The following is a 21,419-nucleotide window of genomic DNA, read 5'->3' on the forward strand; positions in this document are numbered from 1 at the left end:
ATTAAATAATAATAGAGTGTAAAAAAAGATTTTTTATACATTAAAACTTCCTTTTTTTACACTCTATTCTTTATACTTAAATCAAAAATGGATAAGTATTTTTTTGTAATAAAGTAATAATCTATCGATGTATCGCGTTACTACTTGCCGCAGGCAATTGAGAAATAAATTTTTTAAATGCTTTTAGGTCTACGACCAAGATTCCGTAAAAAATTTTCATACTTGTGTGTTTTAAATTAAATAAAAAATTATTAGTATCACTGAATTAATAAACTGACAATCAATTAAGTTTAGAGATATTAAAAATTAAATATTTCTTTTTCGTTGAGGACGAAACTAGCTTGAACTACCTAGTATTCATATTTTTAGATTAAATTTAAAAATAAAAAATCGATGAAATACACTTTATCCGATAAAGTGCAGGTTTGTGTTTTTTTAGGAGGTGGTGTAAATGTAAATCATTGTAATATAATGATATAGGTTCTTTTGTTGTTGTAGGGCTTATTTATTGATACATTAATTTTAGAAATTCTTTACGTGTTGTAAGGAATTATAAAAATGAACTCACTGCCTTCTCCTGATACACTTTTTACGGATATGGAACCGCCACTCTGTTCAATTAGATCCTTACATAGAACAAGACCTAGCCCTGTACCCATTTCTCCTGATGTTCCGGTTTGCGTGTCCACCGTTCTATCTTTAAATAAATTCTCTAATGTTTCGCTACGCATTCCTATACCATTGTCTTTGATTGACACCTTAACAGAATCCATCAAAAACTCTGCATTTATAGTAATAATTCCTTCATCTAAGGTGTATTTAACAGCATTGGCAAGTAAGTTTCTAATTACAAAGGATAACATATTCTTGTCTGCATAAATAACATAATCAGGATCTATATTATTATGGAGGTTTAGTTTCTTCTTTTTAGTCCTTTCTTCAAATAAACTTAATACTTCCTGAGTAATTTCATAAACATCTACATTAGATTTGGTATCCTGCATATTTGCTAATTGAGATTTTGCCCAATACAGCAAATTATCTAATAGTGTTTGTACTTTATTTAGTTCTAGTCGGACAACACCCGTATATTCTCTTAATTCTTCTTCGCTAAGGATATGTTGATCGTCATCAAATAATTGTAAAAGCCCATCTAGTGTAGCCAACGGTGATCTAACATCATGAGATATAATTGAAAAAATATTATCCTTTAGTTTATTAAGTTTTTTAAGCTCTTCGTGTTGTTTCGAAATTAAAAGTGCTTGGTTTGCTATCTCATCATTATTTTTTTTAATTTTTAGATAAGCACCTTGTAGTTTTAAAGTAGCACTTACTCGTGCCATAAATTCAAGCTTGTCAAAAGGTTTTTTTAGATAATCATGGACACCTGCGTCAAAACTTTCCTTCATTGATACTGCATCGACCTTTACTGCAGAAATCATTATAAAAGGAATATCTTTTGTTTTAGCTGATTGTTTTAATGCTTTCAGCAATTCTAAACCATTCATTTCTGGCATCTCCCAGTCTGATAAAATTATATCAGGTGTAATTTTTTCTGCTAATCCAAGAGCTATTTTTCCATTAGGAGCAGAGTATATCTTTTTTCCTAATTCCATCTCTTTTAATAACAGACTTATGTATTTGATATTATCAGGTTGGTCATCTACGACCAATATAGAATATTCCATATAGGTATTTATACTATTGTCTTTACAACTAATTCCTTAAGATAAGAAAAAGCATTTTCATCAAAACTAGTAAGGGTTTCCATCATCATTTGCTTCCATCGTTTAATATTTTCTGTTTCTTCTAAATGATCAAAAATATCAAACCATTCGCCTGTTTCATAAATGGTTAAGGTATTAATTTTTTCTGTAAATGGATGAAACAAAATTAAGTCTTCTTCTTGAAATTTTAAAGTATATAGAGGACTCCTATAATTACTACTTTCAGTTTCCCCTATATTTTCAACTAAAATCTTATCCTCTAGTTTAGGAAGGTTGAAATAGAATGAACTCCCTTTGTCAATTTCTGATGTTACCCAGATAGTACCTTTATGAGCTTCTATAGCCATTTTACAGAAAGTAAGTCCTAAGCCAGTAGAACGAGTACCACCAGAATCTCTGGCTTCAGCTTGTGAGAATTTGGCAAAGATGGATTGTAGTTTAAGTACCGGTATTCCTGCTCCATAATCTTTAATACAAACAATGATTTCATCAGAATTGTTTTCATTTATGTCTCCTAAAATTTCGATTTCACTATCAGTAGGAGAAAATTTAATTGCATTAGACAATAGATTCACAAAAACACGCTCAATAATATGTCTATCCACATGTACGGTATATTCTTCTTTAATCGTATTATGGATTTGAATTCTTTTTTCATCGGCAAGAATCTTAACCTGCTTTAGGGCTTCAACTCCTATGCTTTTAAGATTGCTCTTCTCCAGGTCAAGTTTTACTTCGGCATTTTCGAACTTTTGAACTTCCAGCATATTTTCTATTAGGTGAAGCATTTTTTTACCTGATTTATTAATGCTTTCTAAATCTGTATTAGAAGAATGCTCTGAAGAGTAGCCTAAAATAGTCACTAATGGGTTTTTAAGATCATGAGCTAACATACCAGTAAACTCATTTTTAAATAGTTCTAACTTTTTTAATTGTTTATAAGCATCCTCTGTTTTTTCCTTTTCGCTTTTTAGGGCTATGTTTTTTTGATGTATAGTTATGGTTCTTTGTTCTACTTTTTCTTCTAATAACTTATTACGACGTTTGGCTTGATTTATTTTCATCCAATAATAAATATACCCGGATAATAAAAACACGAAAATAGCGATCCCTCTATAATACCAGTTCATGTACCAAGGGGCAGGAATGTATATAGAAACACTAGCGTATTGCGTATCCCATATTTGGTCGCTGTTGGTAGATTTTATTCTTAACTCATAATCTCCAGGAATCAAGTTGGTGAATTCTAAATACCTGTTTTTGCCTACAAAATTCCAGTCCTCATCCCTGCCAATAAGCTGATATGCATATCTAATATTAGCTGCTTTATCTGGATTCAGCGCTGCATATTCAATAGTTATGCGCTTTTTATACGGAATTTCTAATTTTTTAGGAGAAGTAGCTTGTGCACTATCTTCTATTTTGATATTTGTGAATGCAACTCTTGGGAAATTGCTTTGAGAACCTACATCTTTTGGATTGAAATAGGTTACGCCTTCCTTGCCTCCAAAATATAACGTTCCGTCATCTGTTTTGGCAAATGCCTCTAAATTATAATCATCGCTACCTAATCCATCAAGGGTAGTGTAATTGATAAAAGTTTCTTTAACCGGATCAAAACGGGATAGCCCGTTATTAGAGCTTATCCAATAATTTTGAAAAGTATCCAGTAACATACCCATGGTTGAGTTATTAGAGAGTCCATCTTTTTCGGTGTAGTTAAGAAATTTATTTTCCTTATAATAGAACTTATTGATTCCGCCTCCTAGTGTAGTAACCCAAAAGAAATCTTCATTAGTTACATCATAAATATGCAGTGTCTTATAATTATTTAGGCTGTATTCTTGTTCCGGATTGGGTAGAAATCTTTCAAATGTATTTGTAGTTTTATCATAAGCATTAAGACCACCGCCATAAGTGCAAATCCATATTAAACCATTTTTATCTTGATAAAAAGAAGTAATATGATCATCGCTTAGAGAGTTTGGGTCATTTTTATCATGAATTATAGACTTAAAATCATCCGTTTTTGGTTGATAAATATTGATTCCACCACCGTAGGTTCCAATCCATAATTCACCATCATTATCTTCAAATAAGGCTGTAATAATATTATGATTTAAACTATTAGTTTTTCCAGGTTTTGGCAAATAACGTTTGAAAACACCGGTTTTTTTATCAAACTTATTTAATCCACCTCCCCAGGTGCCAATCCACATAGTATTATTACTGTCTTCATAAATAATTCGCACCCAATCGTGACTTATTGTGTTTACATCCTCTTTATTGTGTTTATAGTGTTTAAATTGATTTGTTTTTGGATTATAGGAATTAAGTCCACCTCCAAAAGTACCAAACCAAAGGATATCTTGATGATCCAGATACATACAATACACGTTATCATCACTTAGTGTATTGTCGTTTTTGGGATTATGTTTTAATGTTCGAAAAGGAGTTGAAACTACTTTGTCAAATCCTTTGGTATAAAAACCAACATACAATACACCATTAGCTCCTGGAAATATGCTGCTTACATCATTGTCAAATAATGAATTAGGATTGTATGGGTCTTTTACATAATTAAAAAATCGATTTTCCTTATATGAAAAATAGGATAATCCTTCAGTAGCACTACCAACCCAGAGAACATCTTCAAATTTTGTGATCGTTTTTATTTTATCACCTGCTTTGTAGTTAAGACTGTCTGATTGATTTTTATAAAAAATAAAAGATCTATTAGCTTCATCATATCGTACTAAACCGTCTTTGTCAGTACCTATCCAGGTATTGCCTTTTTCATCAGAATATAGACTCCATATGACTTCGCTTAAAAAAGAGTCTGTTTGGAGAAAATGAACTACATCGGATCTGTCAGATGAAATTTTGAAAAGCCCTAAATTCTCTGTACCTATCCATAAATTATTATAAATATCTTCGGAAATAGCACTTATTTTGGCAGTATCAGGAATAAGATCAACCAAGTTAAATGTCTTATTTTCATCAGAAAATGTATAGAGTCCTTCCCCTTCTGATCCAATATAAAACCTCCCGTTTTTATCTTCAAAAAGAGCTTTGACGGCTAGCGTACTAGATGATTTTTTATTGTCTCGAATGAAGTAATTGATAAAGTTACCAGTCTTACGATTATATTTACTTAACCCGGCTTTTGTTCCAAACCAGAGGGTCTTATTTGTTTTTTCTAAAATTGTCCAAACTGAATTATCCGAAATCGAATTTTCATCGTTAAATTCATTTATGTAAGAAGTGAAATTATAACCATCAAAGCTGTTAATTCCTCCAAAATTTGCAATCCATAGGTAATCTTGAGAATCTTGATAAATGAAATTTACACTACTTTGATTAAGACCGTCTTGCTTTCCATAGTGAATGAATTTTTGAGATTTTTTTTGAGACGATATAGTTAAACTTGTAAGAAGTAGCATTACACACCAAATGTATTTTCTTACATCAATAATACCAAATACATAACTTTTTCCGAAATAAGGTATTTTCATTGTTGATGTTATATCGCTACTATATATCATACGATTCCTATATGTATATTCTTTTTTAATGACTCTCTAACTATGCACAGTATAGTTCTTTTTTTTTGAATATAATATATTAACGATAATTCTGCATAAAAAATAATAGAGACCTGTTTGGTGATAAAACCTTGATTATAAAGTTTAAAATAAGTTATTTTCTCCATTCTAGAAGCGAAATTGGGAGTTTATAAAATCAAATAAAGAAAAAGGATTAACGAATCTAATGTATATATCGGTTTTATAAATTAATAATACCTGAAGTTTTATGGCTATTTATCACTAAACATGAGGTGCAGCCGTAATTGATATTTTTCATTCGTTAAACAATTGATAATAAATAATTTAGTCAATTATAAATAATATGCACTTTATCCGAAAAAGTGGTTTTTTGACGAAGAAAAGTGTTTGGATATTTTGTTGGAATTGCCTTTTTAGGGTTTCGAATCTAATTTCGGACCAGAATTATAAACAATATTATTATATGAAGACTATTAAGAAAATTGCAATGATTTTGTTTTTTGTAAATTTTACCGTTCTACATTCTCAAAATGAGGAAATTTATTTTTCAGAAATAGGAACCTTAGAACAACTTGAAACAAAACAGCAGTATATACCTAAAGAAATTATTGTGTCCAAAGAATATACTCTGATGTACGCATTAGCGGAGTATAAATCCATGATTATACGTGCTAAAGAATTAACAGATAAACTGTCAGAAAATAATAATAGAATTCAAGATGGATCTATTACAAAAACACAAATCAAAAAGCGGAAAAAGGATTGGGTAGAGGCTAAACTTCTAAATTTCAGATTAGATGATTATACTTCAATGTATAACAAAGTAAATTATCCTATACTAGAATATCTGAGTATTGAAGTTTTAAATGATTATCACGGTTTTTCAGAAATTTTCACTAATTCTACTCAATATGCTGGTTTCTAAAAAATAATATCCTAGTCTAGTAAAATACAGCCCTTTTTTTCTCTCTTAAAACCTACATTAAATGAACGATATTGTTACCTGCTCATTATTAATTGATGATGATATAGCAACGAATTTCTATAACAAACATATGCTATTGAAGCACAAAGCTTTTAAAAATGTAAAAGTAGTTCGAGAAGCAAAAAATGCCCTAGAGTATCTAAAGAATTTGAATAATAAACTACATGTAAAACCAGAATTAATTTTTTTAGATATCAATATGCCTTTTATGAATGGTTGGGATTTTTTGGATGAATTTGCAAATTTAGAAAAAGATGTAATCCAGGATATAAAAATAATAATGCTTTCTACTTCTAATGATCCTAACGATATAGAAAAAGCCCTAAAAAATGAATTGATCTATGACTTTATTAATAAACCGTTATCAAATGATGTTATTGATCAAATCATAGAAAAACACTTTTCATACAAAATTGCGAGGTAAACTTAATTTTAAACTATATATCCCCTAGAAACTTATGAAAAAACTAAAATTTTTACTTGTTGATGATAGCCCATCTACCAACTTTTTTAATAAAGTAATCATAGAAAAAAATTCTATATCAGAAGAAATACAAATTGCTAAGAATGGAGAAGAGGCTTTGCAAATTTTGAATTCTTTTTATATTCCTGATCTAATCCTATTGGATATTAATATGCCTATAATGGATGGATGGGAGTTTTTAGAGGGATTTAGTAAGCTACAAAAGCAATATAAGGATGTTATGATCATTTTAATGATTGGAGCGGAATTATCCGAAGAAAAGAAAGATCTAATTAGTACTATTCCTAATATAAAAGGAAGTATTGGGAAAATGCTTACTAACAATATTGTAATGGATTTAGCTGCTAAGTATCAAGAAAACTCTATAGTTAACAAATGTGAAGTATGTTGATGTATGATTTGACCAAGTTTGGAACAATTGGAAAGTACGTTCGATAGAAGCGAAAGTCTTTAGATGTTAGTTTATAGTATATATATTAAGAGTATGGACATTGTTAAAACAAAAAAGGTGACCCTATTATAGGTCACCTTTCTGCATAACTCAAATGTGAGTCTTATTTATCTAAAACCAGTTCTGGTTCTTTGGTACTTGTTTTAATTTCGAATTGATTACTGGTGTTTTTCTCACCACCAGCTTTTAAAGCTTTTTCCCCTGCAAAGAAGGTTTTATGATCATCTCCCAGGTCAGAACCTGCCATACGTTGGTGTTTTACACAAGATACACCTTTTCGTATTTCTTGACGTTGAACAGAATCTACATACGCTAACATTCCCTCGTCACCAAAATAACCTTCTACAAGATCATTCATATGTAATGCGGTAGTGTGATATGTTGGTAATGTAATCAGGTGATGAAACACGCCAGCATCACGAGATGCCTCTGCTTGGAACATTCTAATCATTTCATCAGCTCGGTTTGATAATTCGGTACCATCATATTTAGCATCCATAAGTTTAGAACGGTTATAGGCAGATGTATCTTCACCTTGTTCTACCATAAGATCGAATGCTTGTTGGCGGAAGTTAATTGTCCAATTGAAAGATGGAGAATTGTTATATACCAATTTTGCATTAGGCACCTTTTCTTTTACGCGATTTACCATATGTGCAATTTGCTTCACATTTGGGGTTGGAGTTTCTATCCATAATAAATCTGCACCATTCTCTAAACTTGTAATACAGTCTAATACTACACGATCAATATTAGAGCCTTCTTTAAATTTATACAAACCGTTTGGCATTCTAGAAGGGCGAACTAATTTACCATCGCGCTTAAATAATACATCATTTTCATTCACCCCATCTATAAGAACTTCTTCTGCTTCCACAAAATCCATATACTGCGATGCTAAGTCGCCTTCCTCTTGAGATACTGGTAGTTTTTGTGTTAAACCAGCACCTTCAGAATCTGTTCTGGCAACAATTACACCTTCTTCTACGCCTAGCTCTAAGAAAGCATATCGAAGCGCATTTAGCTTCGCGATAAAATCTTCATGTGGCACGGTTACTTTACCATCCTGATGACCACATTGCTTAGCATCGGATACTTGATTTTCGATCTGAAGAGCACAAGCACCAGCTTCAATCATTTTTTTAGCTAAAAGATATGTAGCTTCTTCGTTACCAAAACCTGCGTCAATATCAGCAATGATAGGTACAACGTGGGTTTCAAAATTATCGATCTCTGCCTGAACATCTTCTCCAGCATCCAGACGACGAAATAGGTCATTCAGTTCTACGGCATCAGCCTGACGTAAAAAGGTATATATTTCTTCAATTAACTTAGGAACTGAAGTTTTTTCGTGCATGGATTGATCTGGTAAAGGCCCTAACTCAGAGCGTAAAGCAGCTACCATCCAACCGGAAAGGTATAAGTATGTTTTATCGGTTGTGCCTTTATGCTTTTTTACCGCGATCATTTTTTGTTGGGCAACAAAACCGTGCCAGCAACCTAATGATTGTGTGTAATTTACGCTATTGACATCATATGCGGCCATATCTTTTCGCATGATAGCCGCAGTATATTTAGCGATATCTAGTCCGGTTTTAAATCTATTTTGTACAGCAATACGTGCAGCATTTTCTGGGCTTATGGTTGCCCAGGTATTTCCGTATTTCGTTTTTAATGTACGTACTGTATCAAGTGCCGAATTATAAGTAGTCATAATGTAATGTTTTATATTTTATTTTAAGGATAAAGTCTTTATTTAGAGTTGTTTGGTTTTTGTGGGCTGTAGACGTACGAATTGTAGTCAATCGTGTTATTAATAGCCCAATTGGTAACCAGTGTTTTAGTTTTTACTTGAGATTTCATCTTCTTAGATTTTTGTTTTATTAATAATTCGAATTCCAATTGCTACATAGTAGCATCTACCAGATTCTTCTTTTTTGTAATATGATTTACTAACTGTTATCATAAATTAATTACAGGACAATATTATAAAAAAGTTTTTGATAAAAAAAGCGAACGTTCGCTAAAATTAATAAAAAAATAAAAAAGATTGTTTCCGCAAGAAAACGTTTTAATCGTTTTAGTCTAAATAGAAAAAAGAATTTTATTTATATAAAACATTAAATATCAATAATTTACATTTGTTTTTTTATGTGTTTTTTATTTTGAAGATATCTGTTTTTTTTTGATTATTTTTTAATAAATTATTTTAAGAGATGTAAAAAATCCTGTAAAAAAGTATTCACAGGATTAGTTTATTCTAAAAAAATCTAATTTGTTAAAGATTCAATCACCTATCCCGATGTAACATTTTTCGTATTTCTGTCTGAATTGATTTTAATTGTTTTAGAAGAGTTTCATTCTCCATATAATGCAATAAAAAATCAATTTGTCTAATCTCAATATTTATATAACGAGGACTGTATAATAGTTGAAATACGTTTTGATAGGTTTTTATAATATCTATTTTAGGATCAACCTTGAAATCATTATTCAGTAACATCAAACTATATTGAGTTTCTGTGATACCTATTTGAATCGATACATCAAAATTTACAGTATTCATATTTCGTAATTTATCTTGTAATTGTAATAGATAATCTTTTACGTTACTTACTTGCTGAAGCGTTTTAATATTGCTTAATCGATCAATAAGTGTTTTGTTTTTTCTTAGTTCTAAAATATAACCTAAGAAAATTAAATTGGTAATGGCATCAAGATAATCGCCATCGTCAATATCACCAGAAGCCATTTCAAAAGCTTCCGTATATAATGAAAAAGCCTTTTCTAAGGATTCTATTTGTTTTTTGGGAGTATCCTTAAAAAGTAAAGAAGCCATTTTAAAAGAATTAGCTACAATGTTTAACCGTTTTGGATTACGCCCAAGCAGGCATAATTTTTTTATTTCATTTAAATCGCCTTCGACACTCTCCGAGGTCAGATGATACGATTTTATGGTACAATAGTGCTGAAGCGCACGAATAGAAAAATTTCCATTGGGTATTAAAAACAACTCTTTAAATTTTGAAAGCGCTATGTTTTCCATTCCCAATTCGTCATAAATCAAAGCTTCTTTCTCTATAACTACTGCATCCAGTAGATCTGCTTTACGGGCTTTATGGAGATAGTTATCTAGTTTTTCTAATGTTACAGACGTATGATGTTCTTGGTCTCTTATGGCTACTAGCAAATTATCCATATCTGTATGAATCTGGTCTGAGATTACGTATTCTAATCCTTCGTGTTGACTACCTTGATTATTATTGAACTTATAAAATGGATTTCCATAACATTGATAAGCCCCCCAAGTATTGGTCGTTGAGTGATTCTGATAACAACTCATGCGGGCTTTCTGAACGGATTGACCAAAATTATACCCCATAAACATATTGTTGTAAAATGTTTCAGCAAAAGTTTTTGCTGCTGCATCATTAACTGCCCATCCGGAGATTACGATTGCTTTAACACCCATTTCGATAAGTTGTGTTCCCACGTCTGCGGCTAAACTATATCTGGATTTATAATACTTGTCATCCTCTGCATTCAACGCTCCAGAGTAGCAACAGTTTATAAATACAAACTCTGGGACTGTACTGAGTTGTTTTATCATTCCAGGATCAATAAATAGATTGCCACCTATAGCTATTCCTACTTCTCCTTTTTCTGGATGATAAACACCGTGACCTGCAAAATGGAGCATTTTGTATTCATGATTAAATAATTCTTTTAAAATATCCGAAGCTTCCATACGTATTACCGGGTTGGGTTTATAACTATTAAACCTCATGCGATCAACAACCCATTCTGCTTCTATTTTTGCAGCCATAAGGGGTTTTAAGTCATCCCTATTGTATAATGGATCCCCAACGACTAACACATTGTTGTTATTTAGTTTTGCGTTTTCGACTTGATAACTATCTTTAGTAATTAACTGTCTAATAAAACCTGCCATTACGGAAGCTGGCATTTTATCGATATAACTATCATGTAATAATTCCCAGGGAATCTGCGCAGCACATTTATCTAGCTTTACTACCATACTATTTTGATCCCTGAATATATTCTTAAAATCATTAGGAATCAGCATTTCGAAAAGGGTCTTTGATAACTTTTTATTCCATGAAGATTCTAATATATCTTTATCCAGGAGATGCTTTACGAGGCGAATTCCAATTCCTGTGGTCTTTTTTTCGACTCGAGCTTGATTGTTACTTGTGGATACTTCTAGTCTATTTCCCCCCACACATGCAATATGCAAGTTGGACCATCTGGTATATTGATCTTCTTCTATTAAATGACGTCTTTTTGCTCCAGGTACTCGTATGATTTTGGGATTTAGCTTAAACTTAATTCGTTCATCTTGTTTTTGAATTCGATTTAAACAAAAATATGCCTGACTAGAGAGTGATTGATAGTAGTTCACGATCTCTACATTTTCAATAGGCCTCAAACCGTGATTGGTTTTTTTGATGTAATTATTTGCTTGAGTTACTCCAAGAAGAATTCCTTTGATCGATTGTTCTATCGAAAGTTTACCGTATCCAATACCGATCATTACAAAAGAAAGTCCTTTAGAATACTGCTTTGCTCTGGGCAGCGTGTAATTATCTCTCATGAACATGGCATATTTTCTGACGGCAAGATTTACAGTTTTTGCTAAAAGAAAAGAAGTGAGTTCATCAGGCACACCTAATCCACAAATAACTGCTCCTTTAGGTTTTGTCAGAAGATTAAAAAACACTTCGCTTTCACCAATTTTACCAGGATAATAACCAATTCCCATCCTCTGAGAAAGTCTACCTCCCAGATAACTATCCAACGCTTTTTCCGCACTTAAAATCAAGTCCATAAAAAAGTGTCCTACCATAACAGGAAATGATGATGCTTTTAAATCTCCGTGTATGACATCTACTCTTAATTCACTAGGTTCGATTTTACGGGTTACTTTTCTGCCTCCAAAGATGGTATTGAATACTTCATCAGAGTCAAATAGTGGAACTGGGTATTCTTCTCCTTCGGTAATAATTTCTTCACTTCTAAGAGAGGATTCTGTAGTCATTAATGCTGTAGTACTTCCTGTTTCTAAAATATCTCCAACCCCTTTAAATACCTCTTCTTCATCGGCAAGACTGCCGTGAGTTGCATTAGCATAATAAAGATTTTTACTTCCGATAAGTGGTTTTGGAATTCCGGTATCCCAGGTTACGCTTCCGTCTCCTCTCGAGGTAGATTTATAGATAAGTTTCTTTTTACTCGAAAAAGTTCTGTTTCCTAATCTATAATCAAATACAGTGCGATCATCCTTACCACAGATATAATAAATGTTTTTAAAGAAGTCATCTTTACTATAAATCTCTTGTAAAAAAGATAATACTTCGTCTCTGTATTTTTCGAAGTGATGGAGTGATGGTTGATTGTTTTTGGGGTTAGGCATAGTATCTATTTTGGCATCTTCTTTTAGTTCTTCCCAAAACTTTGACTGCCAAAAAGGGCGATTTTCTGTGGATTCAATAGGTAGTAACTCAAATACTCCTTTGTATTTCCAAAATATACGTAGTAATTCTTTTCTATTATGTTTAAAATCTAACATGGCAAGTTGCTTAACTCTACCACTATGTCCAGTAAGAACTTCCATGATTAAATAAGAACCTAACCAGGGCGTTCCGAGCATAATAAATTTGTTTTGATTATTTTTTTGATAATCTTTCCAGAATTCTAGGTGTTGCATCATGCATTGTCTCACAACAAGACCGCCCATAGAATGCGCCACGATATGAACATTTAACTCTTTTGAAGCGTTAGAAACCTCATCTATAATTTTTTTTAGTTCATCGGCTGCTTTAGATATCGAAAGACGCCAATCGAACTCTAGCGTAACAACATCATATTTGGTATTTAAGTATTGTGCAAAATCGTCATAATATTTCTCAATAACTCCAGAAGGTCTTATGTCGTCATTACTAATGTTTAATTGAGTTGCTATTGCTCCATTTTTTATTTTTTTAAACTGTATCCATAGTTCTTCCTCACCTTCAGCAAGTGCAGATCCCATAATACCAGGAATAATGATAACGACATCTCTTTCATAAGTGGTAGGTTTATAGCTAACACTTTTCATGGAGAACCACTTCAGTAAAACGCCTCGATCTCCTTCTACATGTATCTTTTTCTTAAATAATGAAGTATATGTTTTTTCAGAAACAGACAAAGCTTCTACTATTGCCTGAGAAGTGTCAGGATTCGAAAAATATTTAAAATGATTGGTATCACTATTTTGAGATTCATAAATAAACATTCCTTGATTACGCTGAATACCATGATACATGCGTTGTGTGTCTACTACCAAATCATTAGGCGAAAAATAAAATAAATTGGCTAAAATGACTTTCAAAGACTCAAAATTGAATCCACCAACCTCAGCGTCTCCTGCTATACAATACAATTCACTCTGAACCTTAGTGATTCCGCTGTTCATCATTTGCTGAAAAGCCGATTCTGGCATCATACTATTAAGTCCTGGCAATACATCGGGATCTTCTTTTTGGGCGAGTAATTCTAAAAGAAAGGATTTAACAATTCCATATAGAGGGTTATTAATTCCTAAACCTAAGGATATAGCATTCAGTAATAAATTAAAAAAATGATCTACCCTGCGAGATAAGATTGTGGTACCGCTAGATGGCGAAGCTACTCTCACCACTTTGTTTACATAGAGGCGATGCGCCTCAGCTTTTTTATTAATTTCTGCTATGGTTTTGGTTAGGGATTTATTGTTTTTTCTAACAATGTTAAGTTCTTCCTCATTAAATCCAATAGTACCATTAGATCGATTGCGATAATCACATTTTGCCAAAATATCAGCAACCAGACCTCCTCTAGAATGACTTAGTATGTCTATTTCGCAGTTTTTAGGAGTGTTATTAAGAAAAGTCAAAGCGTTATCTAACGGGCTTTTAGAAAGCGTCTCATGTTCTAAGGCTATAATTCTATCTTTGTATATTCCTACCAATTCTTGCCAAACTCCATTTCCTATAAGTTCTCCAAACGCTTGTTGAGACGTGGACAGTGTTCCATGTAGTAACAATAGATATTTGCCGTTTTTATGATCTTCTATATCATAAGGTCTACGCTCCATATTGGCATCCAGATAATAAAGACCAGGTTCGGGCTGCACTTTTTTGTCATATTGCGCTCCTAGTACTTTTATTGCTGTTGCAGCTGTGTTTTTTGGTTTGAAAACACTGAATAGCTTAATAGCGGCTTGTTTTATGCTTCCTCTTGAAGTTTCTTTGGATAGTATAAAAGGTTCGAATACATAATCTTCTTTTCCCGCAGAACGACTTGACTGTGTTTTTGTATCATAGATTTCCTGAATATCTTCTAGATGACCGATCCACTCTGTTTTATCCGTAAACTGAATTGCTAATACATCTGTATCGTCAACATCAATCTTGATAGCTTCATTACTTGAACGAGTAGCTGATACTTCTATACAATTTCCTAATTCGTATGTTCCTTTTAGATGCTCAGGTAATAAATGAGACATCTTATTTGTATCTATTTTTTTTCCGAAGAGTTTTGCCGTTTTTGTCATAATACAGAAGTTGTCATTATAATCTTTGTTTAAATCGATACTATCGAAATACTATCTTGACTGGGGTAGTTGTAAACAGGGTAGATTCTTCGTCATCCGAGAATTTCTAAGCAATTATTAATCCCATAATGTTGTTTTTTTAAATGGATAGAAATAAAAAAACCGTTTTCAAATCTGATGTTTAAAAACGAGGTAATCTTACTAAGATGATAGGTGGTACACGCTAAGTATTATAAAATTAATTAAAATAAGTTAAGAGTCTACAGTTTAATTGTAAAAATTCCCTTAAATTAATTTTTTAAATAACTGATAATCAATTACTAATTAAGCTGATAAGATGTGGTGTTAGAAAATATGTGATGGTTCTTACTAAACGTTAACATCACATCTTACTACTTAGTGTTTTTTGTTTATGGAGTATCTTCTCCTTCACCTACAGGTTCCTTGCCAGTACTAAGAGATCCCCATTTTAGTGTAGTATGAAACTTCACATATACAGGATCTTCGTTTCTTAGAGTATCAAGTAATGTTTCCATCTCAGCTTCGTGGAAATATATATTAAGAATTCCGTTGGCGTGCTGTACATTTTGAGGTAATACTTGCCCGTCCTTTATGATTCCAAAATACCCCAAATATTTGTTACTTGGATCATATAGATATAAGAAGCCTACTTGTTTTCCTCCAGAATAATTACTAATAATTAGGGTGCTATAATCTTTAATTTTGTGTGAAACTACCATTTTGTTTGGTTTAAAAGTTAAATTTTGTGTAGTCACAAAAGTAAACCTTGCTATGGAGTGATGAAAGAGTTAAAAAACTGATTGTTAAGGGGTTGTTTCCCCTTAAGGTGTTTTGTAGGATTGCAATTATTCAATCCAATATGCAAAAGACGAAACTAGTAGCGAATATTCTAATATTTTCTGAATATTATGTGTTGTAAGACATAGATAGTAAGATTGGTTTTGTAATAATGATTGTGTTTAGAATCGTTCGTTCTATTCGTAAAATCTATTCCTGTTTCTGAAGGATCACTTTAACTTTTTTTTTTTAAATGCTTCAGAATAAATGCCATGTCAATATCCTTTTTTGCGATCCATTCGTCTAAAGTGGGATACAATGCGAAATCTGGAATTGCGCCTCTTCCAAAATTCTTTTTTGAGTCTACTGCAGTAGTATATTTTTGTAAAGGTATGGTGATCGACATATTACCGTGTATTGGAATTTCAGGCATCATTCCGCTGGTGTTTCCCTGAAATCCACCCCCTGTTTCTTGTCCCACTATTTTAGCAATATTATTTTCTGCAAGAATTGCTACAAAGTCACTACAGGAGGACATACATAAACCGTTGGTTATGATATAGACATCTCCTTCATAGTTGTTCTTAGCGGGATTTTGAGTCTCATAGTAATCAAATTCATTGGTTTGCTTGGCTTTTTGCCAATGGTATGTGTCACCAACTTTTATAGGTTTCTTATAAAAAAGCCGGTTGACTCCTGTTATTTGCTCAGCTGTATGTTCTGTTACTTCTATCTTTTCCCAATATCTAAAAGGTTTATTAAAAAAATGACTTGCTAAAAAAACAGCGTTACCATCTGTTCCACCAGCATTATATCTTAGATCAATAACCAATTTGTTGATTTCCTGATCTTTTAAGTTTTTAAAAGATTTTTTTATAAATTTCCTGAAGTTCTGACCATTTTTCTTTATCGTAGTTTTGGCAAAAGATCCTATTTTTAAAAATGCAACATCATTTTTAATTTCTAAATGTAATTGTTCTTCATCCGAACCTTCTTGCGATAGAAATGAAGGAAAAGTTTCCTTATCAACACCATCCAGTTGAAACGTTTTAATTTTATCATTAATTTTCACCTGAATGTTAAAAGAAGTCTCACATTCAATCATACTTTGATACCAATATGAGAAACGATGATTTAATAAAAGTATTTTTAATGTTTCATTGTTACCATCAGAGGGGATTGCGTTTAATAATGTTTCTAATATTTCATAGCTTGATTTACCATTAATAGTAATGAGTTCACTTTTTATGGGCAATTCTTTATTGTTCGAAAGGTTTTCAGTAATGAAAATCCTTTTATTCTTAGTTATGAATATGTTTATAGGAAGTAGTTTGTAAGTTTCATCTAAATACGTATGGTAGTTTTCTGATAAATTTACCGAAGTGTGAAGACAACCAATCTGAGCGAATAAAGGCTTGAGTTTTCTATAATATGCGATAGATGTTAAGGAATCTGTTATTGTGCTTACAGTAGCGTCAATAATACTATCAAAAGATTCTTTAGTTGTATATCTATAGAATCCAGGATGACCTTTTTCTACACCTGTCATAAGTTCTTTTGTCCAAACTTTTAGGCTATCAGCAGAAAACTTTTCTAGAGGGTCAAAGAATGTTTCTTCTTGCGCATTGCTATTTACTATAATGAATACATTAAGTAAGATTAGGATTATAAGTTTTTTGTTTTCCATATAGATAAACCTCTACAAATAAGATAATATAGAGACACAACTTCTAATAAGATTGTTGCAAACAGTTACTCTATTTTGAAAATCATATTGTAGATTTCAACATGTGATTAAGAATTATATTAATGAAAAACCACCCAATAAGAAAAATTGAGTGGTTGTCATATTAATATTTTTAGTATTTAATTTTATCGGTGCATACTATCCAAAATTTCCATGACTTCTACTTTTTTACGAACAGAAACAGGTACGTTTTCACCATTTTTAAGCATAAGATAACCACCATCGGCTTTTATAAAAGCGCTGATGCATTGTAAGTTGATCAAATGGCTTTGGTGAACTCGCAAGAACTGATAATTTTTAAGCATGTCTGCAAAATATTTCAATGTCTTAGTTACAAAAACTTTTTGTCCATCTTGTAGATAAAAGATGGTGTTGTTGCTATCAGACTCACAACGAACAATATCATCAAGGCTTACTATAATGATTTTATCCAAAGTGTGTAAGGATATTTTGTCAGGCTTTTGTTCTGGAGCAGATAAAGTGTCTTTAAGTATATCCAGACGTTCCTTATTGGGTTGGATTTGTTGTTTCGCTTTATCAACGGCTTGTGCCAATTCTTCGTTAGAATATGGTTTCAAGACATAATCTATGGCAGCAAACTTAAAAGCTCTGATTGCATATTCATCACTGGCAGTAACAAAAATGATTTTGGATTTTAATTCAGGAAATATTTCTAATACATCAAATCCAGTTCCATCACCAAGCATAATGTCCAGAAATAATATATCCGGTTCATTAGTTCGTAAAGCCTTCGCTGCTTCTACTACACTTCGAGCAGTATCAATAATCTTTATTTCGGGATGATTGGTTTCCAGATCACTTTTTAAAAGTTGAAGAGCATCTGGCATATCTTCTACAATAATAGCTGTTAGCATAGTGGTTATTAATAGTCTGTTAATAATGGTATTCTGAACGATATTTCGGTTCCGGCTACCGATGCATCTTCTTCTAGAATTTCTTTTATCTGTAGCGCATCTTTTCCTGAGATTGATTCTAATCTTTCTCTAGTTACCGTCAGAGCCATGGATTGGTGATCAGTTTTGGTCTTTGCTTTTTGAGATTGAAAAATACCCAATCCATTATCTAATATTTTACAATGTAAGAATTCTTCATCAGTATCAAAAAATACTTTTAATTTTCCATCTCTGTTTCCTTTCAGGATACCATGTCGTATTGCGTTTTCTACAAAAGGTTGAATAAGCATCGGTGGGATTAAAACTTCTTCTGGATCAAATTCTGAGTCTATAGAAATTGTATACTCAAAAGGCTTATTAGCCATTAGTTTTTCTACTTCTATATAATGTTTTAGTGTCTTCATTTCCTGATCAAGTGTAATGTGATCTTTTCTGGAATTATATAGAGTTTCTCTAAGAAGTGTAGCAAAAGTATTAATGGTACTGTTCATTTTAGTTGGGTTACTCGTTCCCATAGCTTTGATACCATTTAGAACATTAAAAATAAAATGAGGATTCATTTGTAGACGCAATGCTTTTTGTTCTAAAGAGAGTAAATGGTTCTGCATTTGTAGCTTCTCCCGTTCTTCGGTATTTTTTCTTTTTTCTTTTCTGATATATAACAAGGTAATAATTGTCAATACCAAAAGTAAAATTCCAAGCATGGCGAGTTGAAACCAAAACTTTTCATAAATAGGACTATCGATAAATATTTTGAAAGTAATAGGTTGGCTTTCTTCCCATCGATAATTTCTGGATTGAGCAGAGAAAGAATGTGCTCCATAAGCCAAACCTGCCAGATTTTGTTTTTTTTCTGATGACCAAGGACTCCAGGCAGTATTATTCAGCTTATAACGATACTCTATATCGTTAGGATGATCTAAATCAATGGTTTTATAACTAAAGGATAGTTCCGTTTGTTCTGGAGATAATTGTAATACATTATCATTTTTAGCCCATATATCTGGATTGATAGAATCTAGTGTCTGATAGGCTATTTCTACATTTTCGAAATGTACTTCAGGTTTAATGGTGGCTTTACCAATCTCTCCTGGTTCATATTTAGTTAATCCATAAATGGCACCAAACCATAAGTTTCCTTCTGTGTCTTTTGTAATCGCATTAAGACATGTTTCGATTCCTAAAAAACCATCATTTCTTCCAAAATGAAGTACATCTTTGATTTGATTCAGAAGATTAATCTCTATGCGATCCACACCACGTTCGGTTCCAACCCATAGATTCTCTTCGTCATCAAAAATCATTTGATATATATTGTTAGAATATAAATTCTTTTCCCCATTTAATTTTTTGAAAGAAAGATCTCCTTCTAAACTGCTCCACCATATTCCTTGTCCCGCGGTTCCGAGGTACAGTTTGTTATTTTTAAAAACAAAAGAATTAATTGCAATTTTTTGGTCAAGAACATTGCGATGATGTGTGACTTTATTCTTTTTAATAAATCCAATACTTCCATTTTCTGTAGAATACCATATTCTGCCTTTTCCGTCAGAAGCCATATGTTTGATCTCCAGATCTTTTATCCCTCGTTTTTTAGAGAATCTTCGTACAGATCTTACTTTATGTTTTTTATAATCATATATAAATCTTGTAATTCCAGAAGAATAGGTAGCCGCCCAAACAGTGTCATTAGAGATATGTATTGATCTCACCCAGTCTCCAGATAGCCCGCGTTTTTTGTTGATGATATAGTTCTTAATTACTTTTTTAGAAATCGTATCTTTTGTAGGGTTTCTAGATCTTTTGTTAGTAACTATAACACTATCTTTAACCTTAATTTCTTTTAATAAAAGACCTTTTCCTTCTGTACCTGCCCAAACATTCCCTCTGTTATCACTAGTAATGCTTTTGATTTTTATATCAGATAATCTTTTATCTTGTTTGATTTGATGTATTCCTGTACTATCTATTCGTATAAGTCCTGACTCTGAATTAGAGGCCCAAATTTCGTCATTGAATGTATGAACCGCGTATACTCGATTTCCCTTTAATCCGGTATCTTGATTGTAGTGTGTAAAGTTGTTTTGAGAATATTTATAAAACCCTCCTCCTGATGTGGCAATCCATATGTTAGATTGACGGTCTAAAATACTTTTTCTAATATTAGAAACTGCTAAGCCGTTTTTGCGGTTTATTTTTTTCTTTAATCTATAATTAGTAGCATCCAATATGGTGATTCCATCATTGTTGGTAGAAAACCATAATTCTGTATCTAGAATGGCAATATTGTTAACACTCAATGACCCCTGTAACCATTTATTTCCATAGCTTTTTGCGTTAGTGTTTAAAACTAAGACGCCTTGATTTATGGCAGCTGCAAATACTTTTGTTTTGTGATATAGTGCGGTAGTAAAGTTATAAGCACTATGTCTTACCATAATACTGGCACTTTTCTCAATTTTGTTTAGTTTCCAGAGACCTTTATTGGTAGCAATCCAGAATAGCTTACCATCAAATACAATATCATTTACGATACTAGTATTTATTTTGGGGTCTAATTGTATTTTTTTTAATCCGGAAGTAGGAGTATATATATGAATCCCAATATTAGTAGCAAGATATACTTTATTATGAATTCTAAATATTTTATTTATCTGTAACCCTTCAAAATTGAGGAATTGTTTTTTGGTTTTAATAGAAAGTCCTCTTCTAGTGCCAATAAACAAACTATCATTGGCAAAGTTCAAAGAATGAATATAGTTAGACAATAGTCCATCATCTTCATTCCATGTTTTAAATTCTTCTCCATTGAACCTGCTTAGACCTCCACCTCGAGTTCCTAGCCATAGATAACCAATATCGTCTTGTATGATATCATATACTTGTGATTGAGGAAGTCCATCTTCTAATGTATATGCTCTTAAACCATTATTTTGTGCAGATAATAAATAGATAGAGTTTATCCATATAGCAAAAATAAGGAGTAAATAAGAAAAGTAATTGGGGCTCATAAAAACTAATGTTTGATAACAAATATAATCAAACTGACTTTTTTTTGTTTTGTAAACCCATTAAATACTTAGATAAAAAGATGTGTTCTGTAAAACCGTATACAAGCAGGCAGTTTTTTTGGGAAAAACAATTGGAAATAAT

General features: G+C 32.1%; 11 protein-coding genes. 3 read left to right on the plus strand and 8 right to left on the minus strand.

Features of this window, described 5'->3' with window-relative positions; all coding sequences use genetic code 11:
- Positions 1-533: 533 nt before the first annotated feature.
- Both D1818_RS17940 and D1818_RS17945 read right to left on the minus strand, forming a co-directional pair.
- Complete coding sequence (locus D1818_RS17940) at positions 534-1,688, minus strand: hybrid sensor histidine kinase/response regulator (RefSeq protein WP_118460369.1); 1,155 nt, start codon at positions 1,686-1,688, stop codon at positions 534-536.
- Between the two features lie 8 nt (positions 1,689-1,696).
- On the minus strand, positions 1,697-5,242 hold the full coding sequence (locus D1818_RS17945) for a sensor histidine kinase (protein ID WP_158596857.1): 3,546 nt from the start codon (positions 5,240-5,242) through the stop codon (positions 1,697-1,699).
- Positions 5,243-5,756: 514 nt separating this feature from the next.
- On the opposite strand from D1818_RS17945, the gene D1818_RS17950 reads away from it, so the two are divergent.
- From D1818_RS17950 to D1818_RS17960, 3 genes are all read left to right on the plus strand, one after another.
- A complete protein-coding gene (locus tag D1818_RS17950; protein WP_118460373.1) occupies positions 5,757-6,218 on the plus strand; it encodes a hypothetical protein in 462 nt (153 codons plus the stop codon).
- Positions 6,219-6,279: 61 nt separating this feature from the next.
- Positions 6,280-6,702: a response regulator gene (locus D1818_RS17955; RefSeq protein ID WP_118460375.1), complete on the plus strand. Its 423-nt coding sequence runs from the start codon at positions 6,280-6,282 to the stop codon at positions 6,700-6,702.
- A 34-nt stretch (positions 6,703-6,736) separates the two neighbouring features.
- Positions 6,737-7,153, plus strand: a complete 417-nt coding sequence (locus D1818_RS17960; RefSeq protein ID WP_118460377.1) for a response regulator — start codon at positions 6,737-6,739, stop codon at positions 7,151-7,153.
- 163 nt (positions 7,154-7,316) lie between these two features.
- Here D1818_RS17960 and D1818_RS17965 read toward each other — a convergent pair whose 3' ends face one another.
- The 6 genes from D1818_RS17965 to D1818_RS17990 all read right to left on the minus strand — a co-directional run bounded on the left by D1818_RS17965 (position 7,317) and on the right by D1818_RS17990 (position 21,277).
- Entirely contained in the window at positions 7,317-8,927 is a 1,611-nt protein-coding gene (locus D1818_RS17965; protein WP_118460379.1) for an isocitrate lyase, read from the minus strand.
- A gap of 576 nt (positions 8,928-9,503) precedes the next feature.
- Positions 9,504-14,807, minus strand: coding sequence for a CHAT domain-containing protein (locus D1818_RS17970; protein WP_118460381.1), 5,304 nt, complete (start codon positions 14,805-14,807; stop codon positions 9,504-9,506).
- Positions 14,808-15,217: 410 nt separating this feature from the next.
- Entirely contained in the window at positions 15,218-15,547 is a 330-nt protein-coding gene (locus D1818_RS17975; protein ID WP_118460383.1) for a hypothetical protein, read from the minus strand.
- A gap of 293 nt (positions 15,548-15,840) precedes the next feature.
- Positions 15,841-17,292, minus strand: a complete 1,452-nt coding sequence (locus D1818_RS17980; RefSeq protein ID WP_118460386.1) for a S41 family peptidase — start codon at positions 17,290-17,292, stop codon at positions 15,841-15,843.
- 185 nt (positions 17,293-17,477) lie between these two features.
- A complete protein-coding gene (locus D1818_RS17985; RefSeq protein ID WP_118460388.1) occupies positions 17,478-18,227 on the minus strand; it encodes a LytTR family DNA-binding domain-containing protein in 750 nt (249 codons plus the stop codon).
- Positions 18,228-18,235: 8 nt separating this feature from the next.
- Positions 18,236-21,277: a two-component regulator propeller domain-containing protein gene (locus D1818_RS17990; protein WP_118460390.1), complete on the minus strand. Its 3,042-nt coding sequence runs from the start codon at positions 21,275-21,277 to the stop codon at positions 18,236-18,238.
- Positions 21,278-21,419 lie beyond the last annotated feature (142 nt).

It is taken from the genome of Aquimarina sp. BL5, assembly GCF_003443675.1.
Lineage (GTDB): Bacteria > Bacteroidota > Bacteroidia > Flavobacteriales > Flavobacteriaceae > Aquimarina.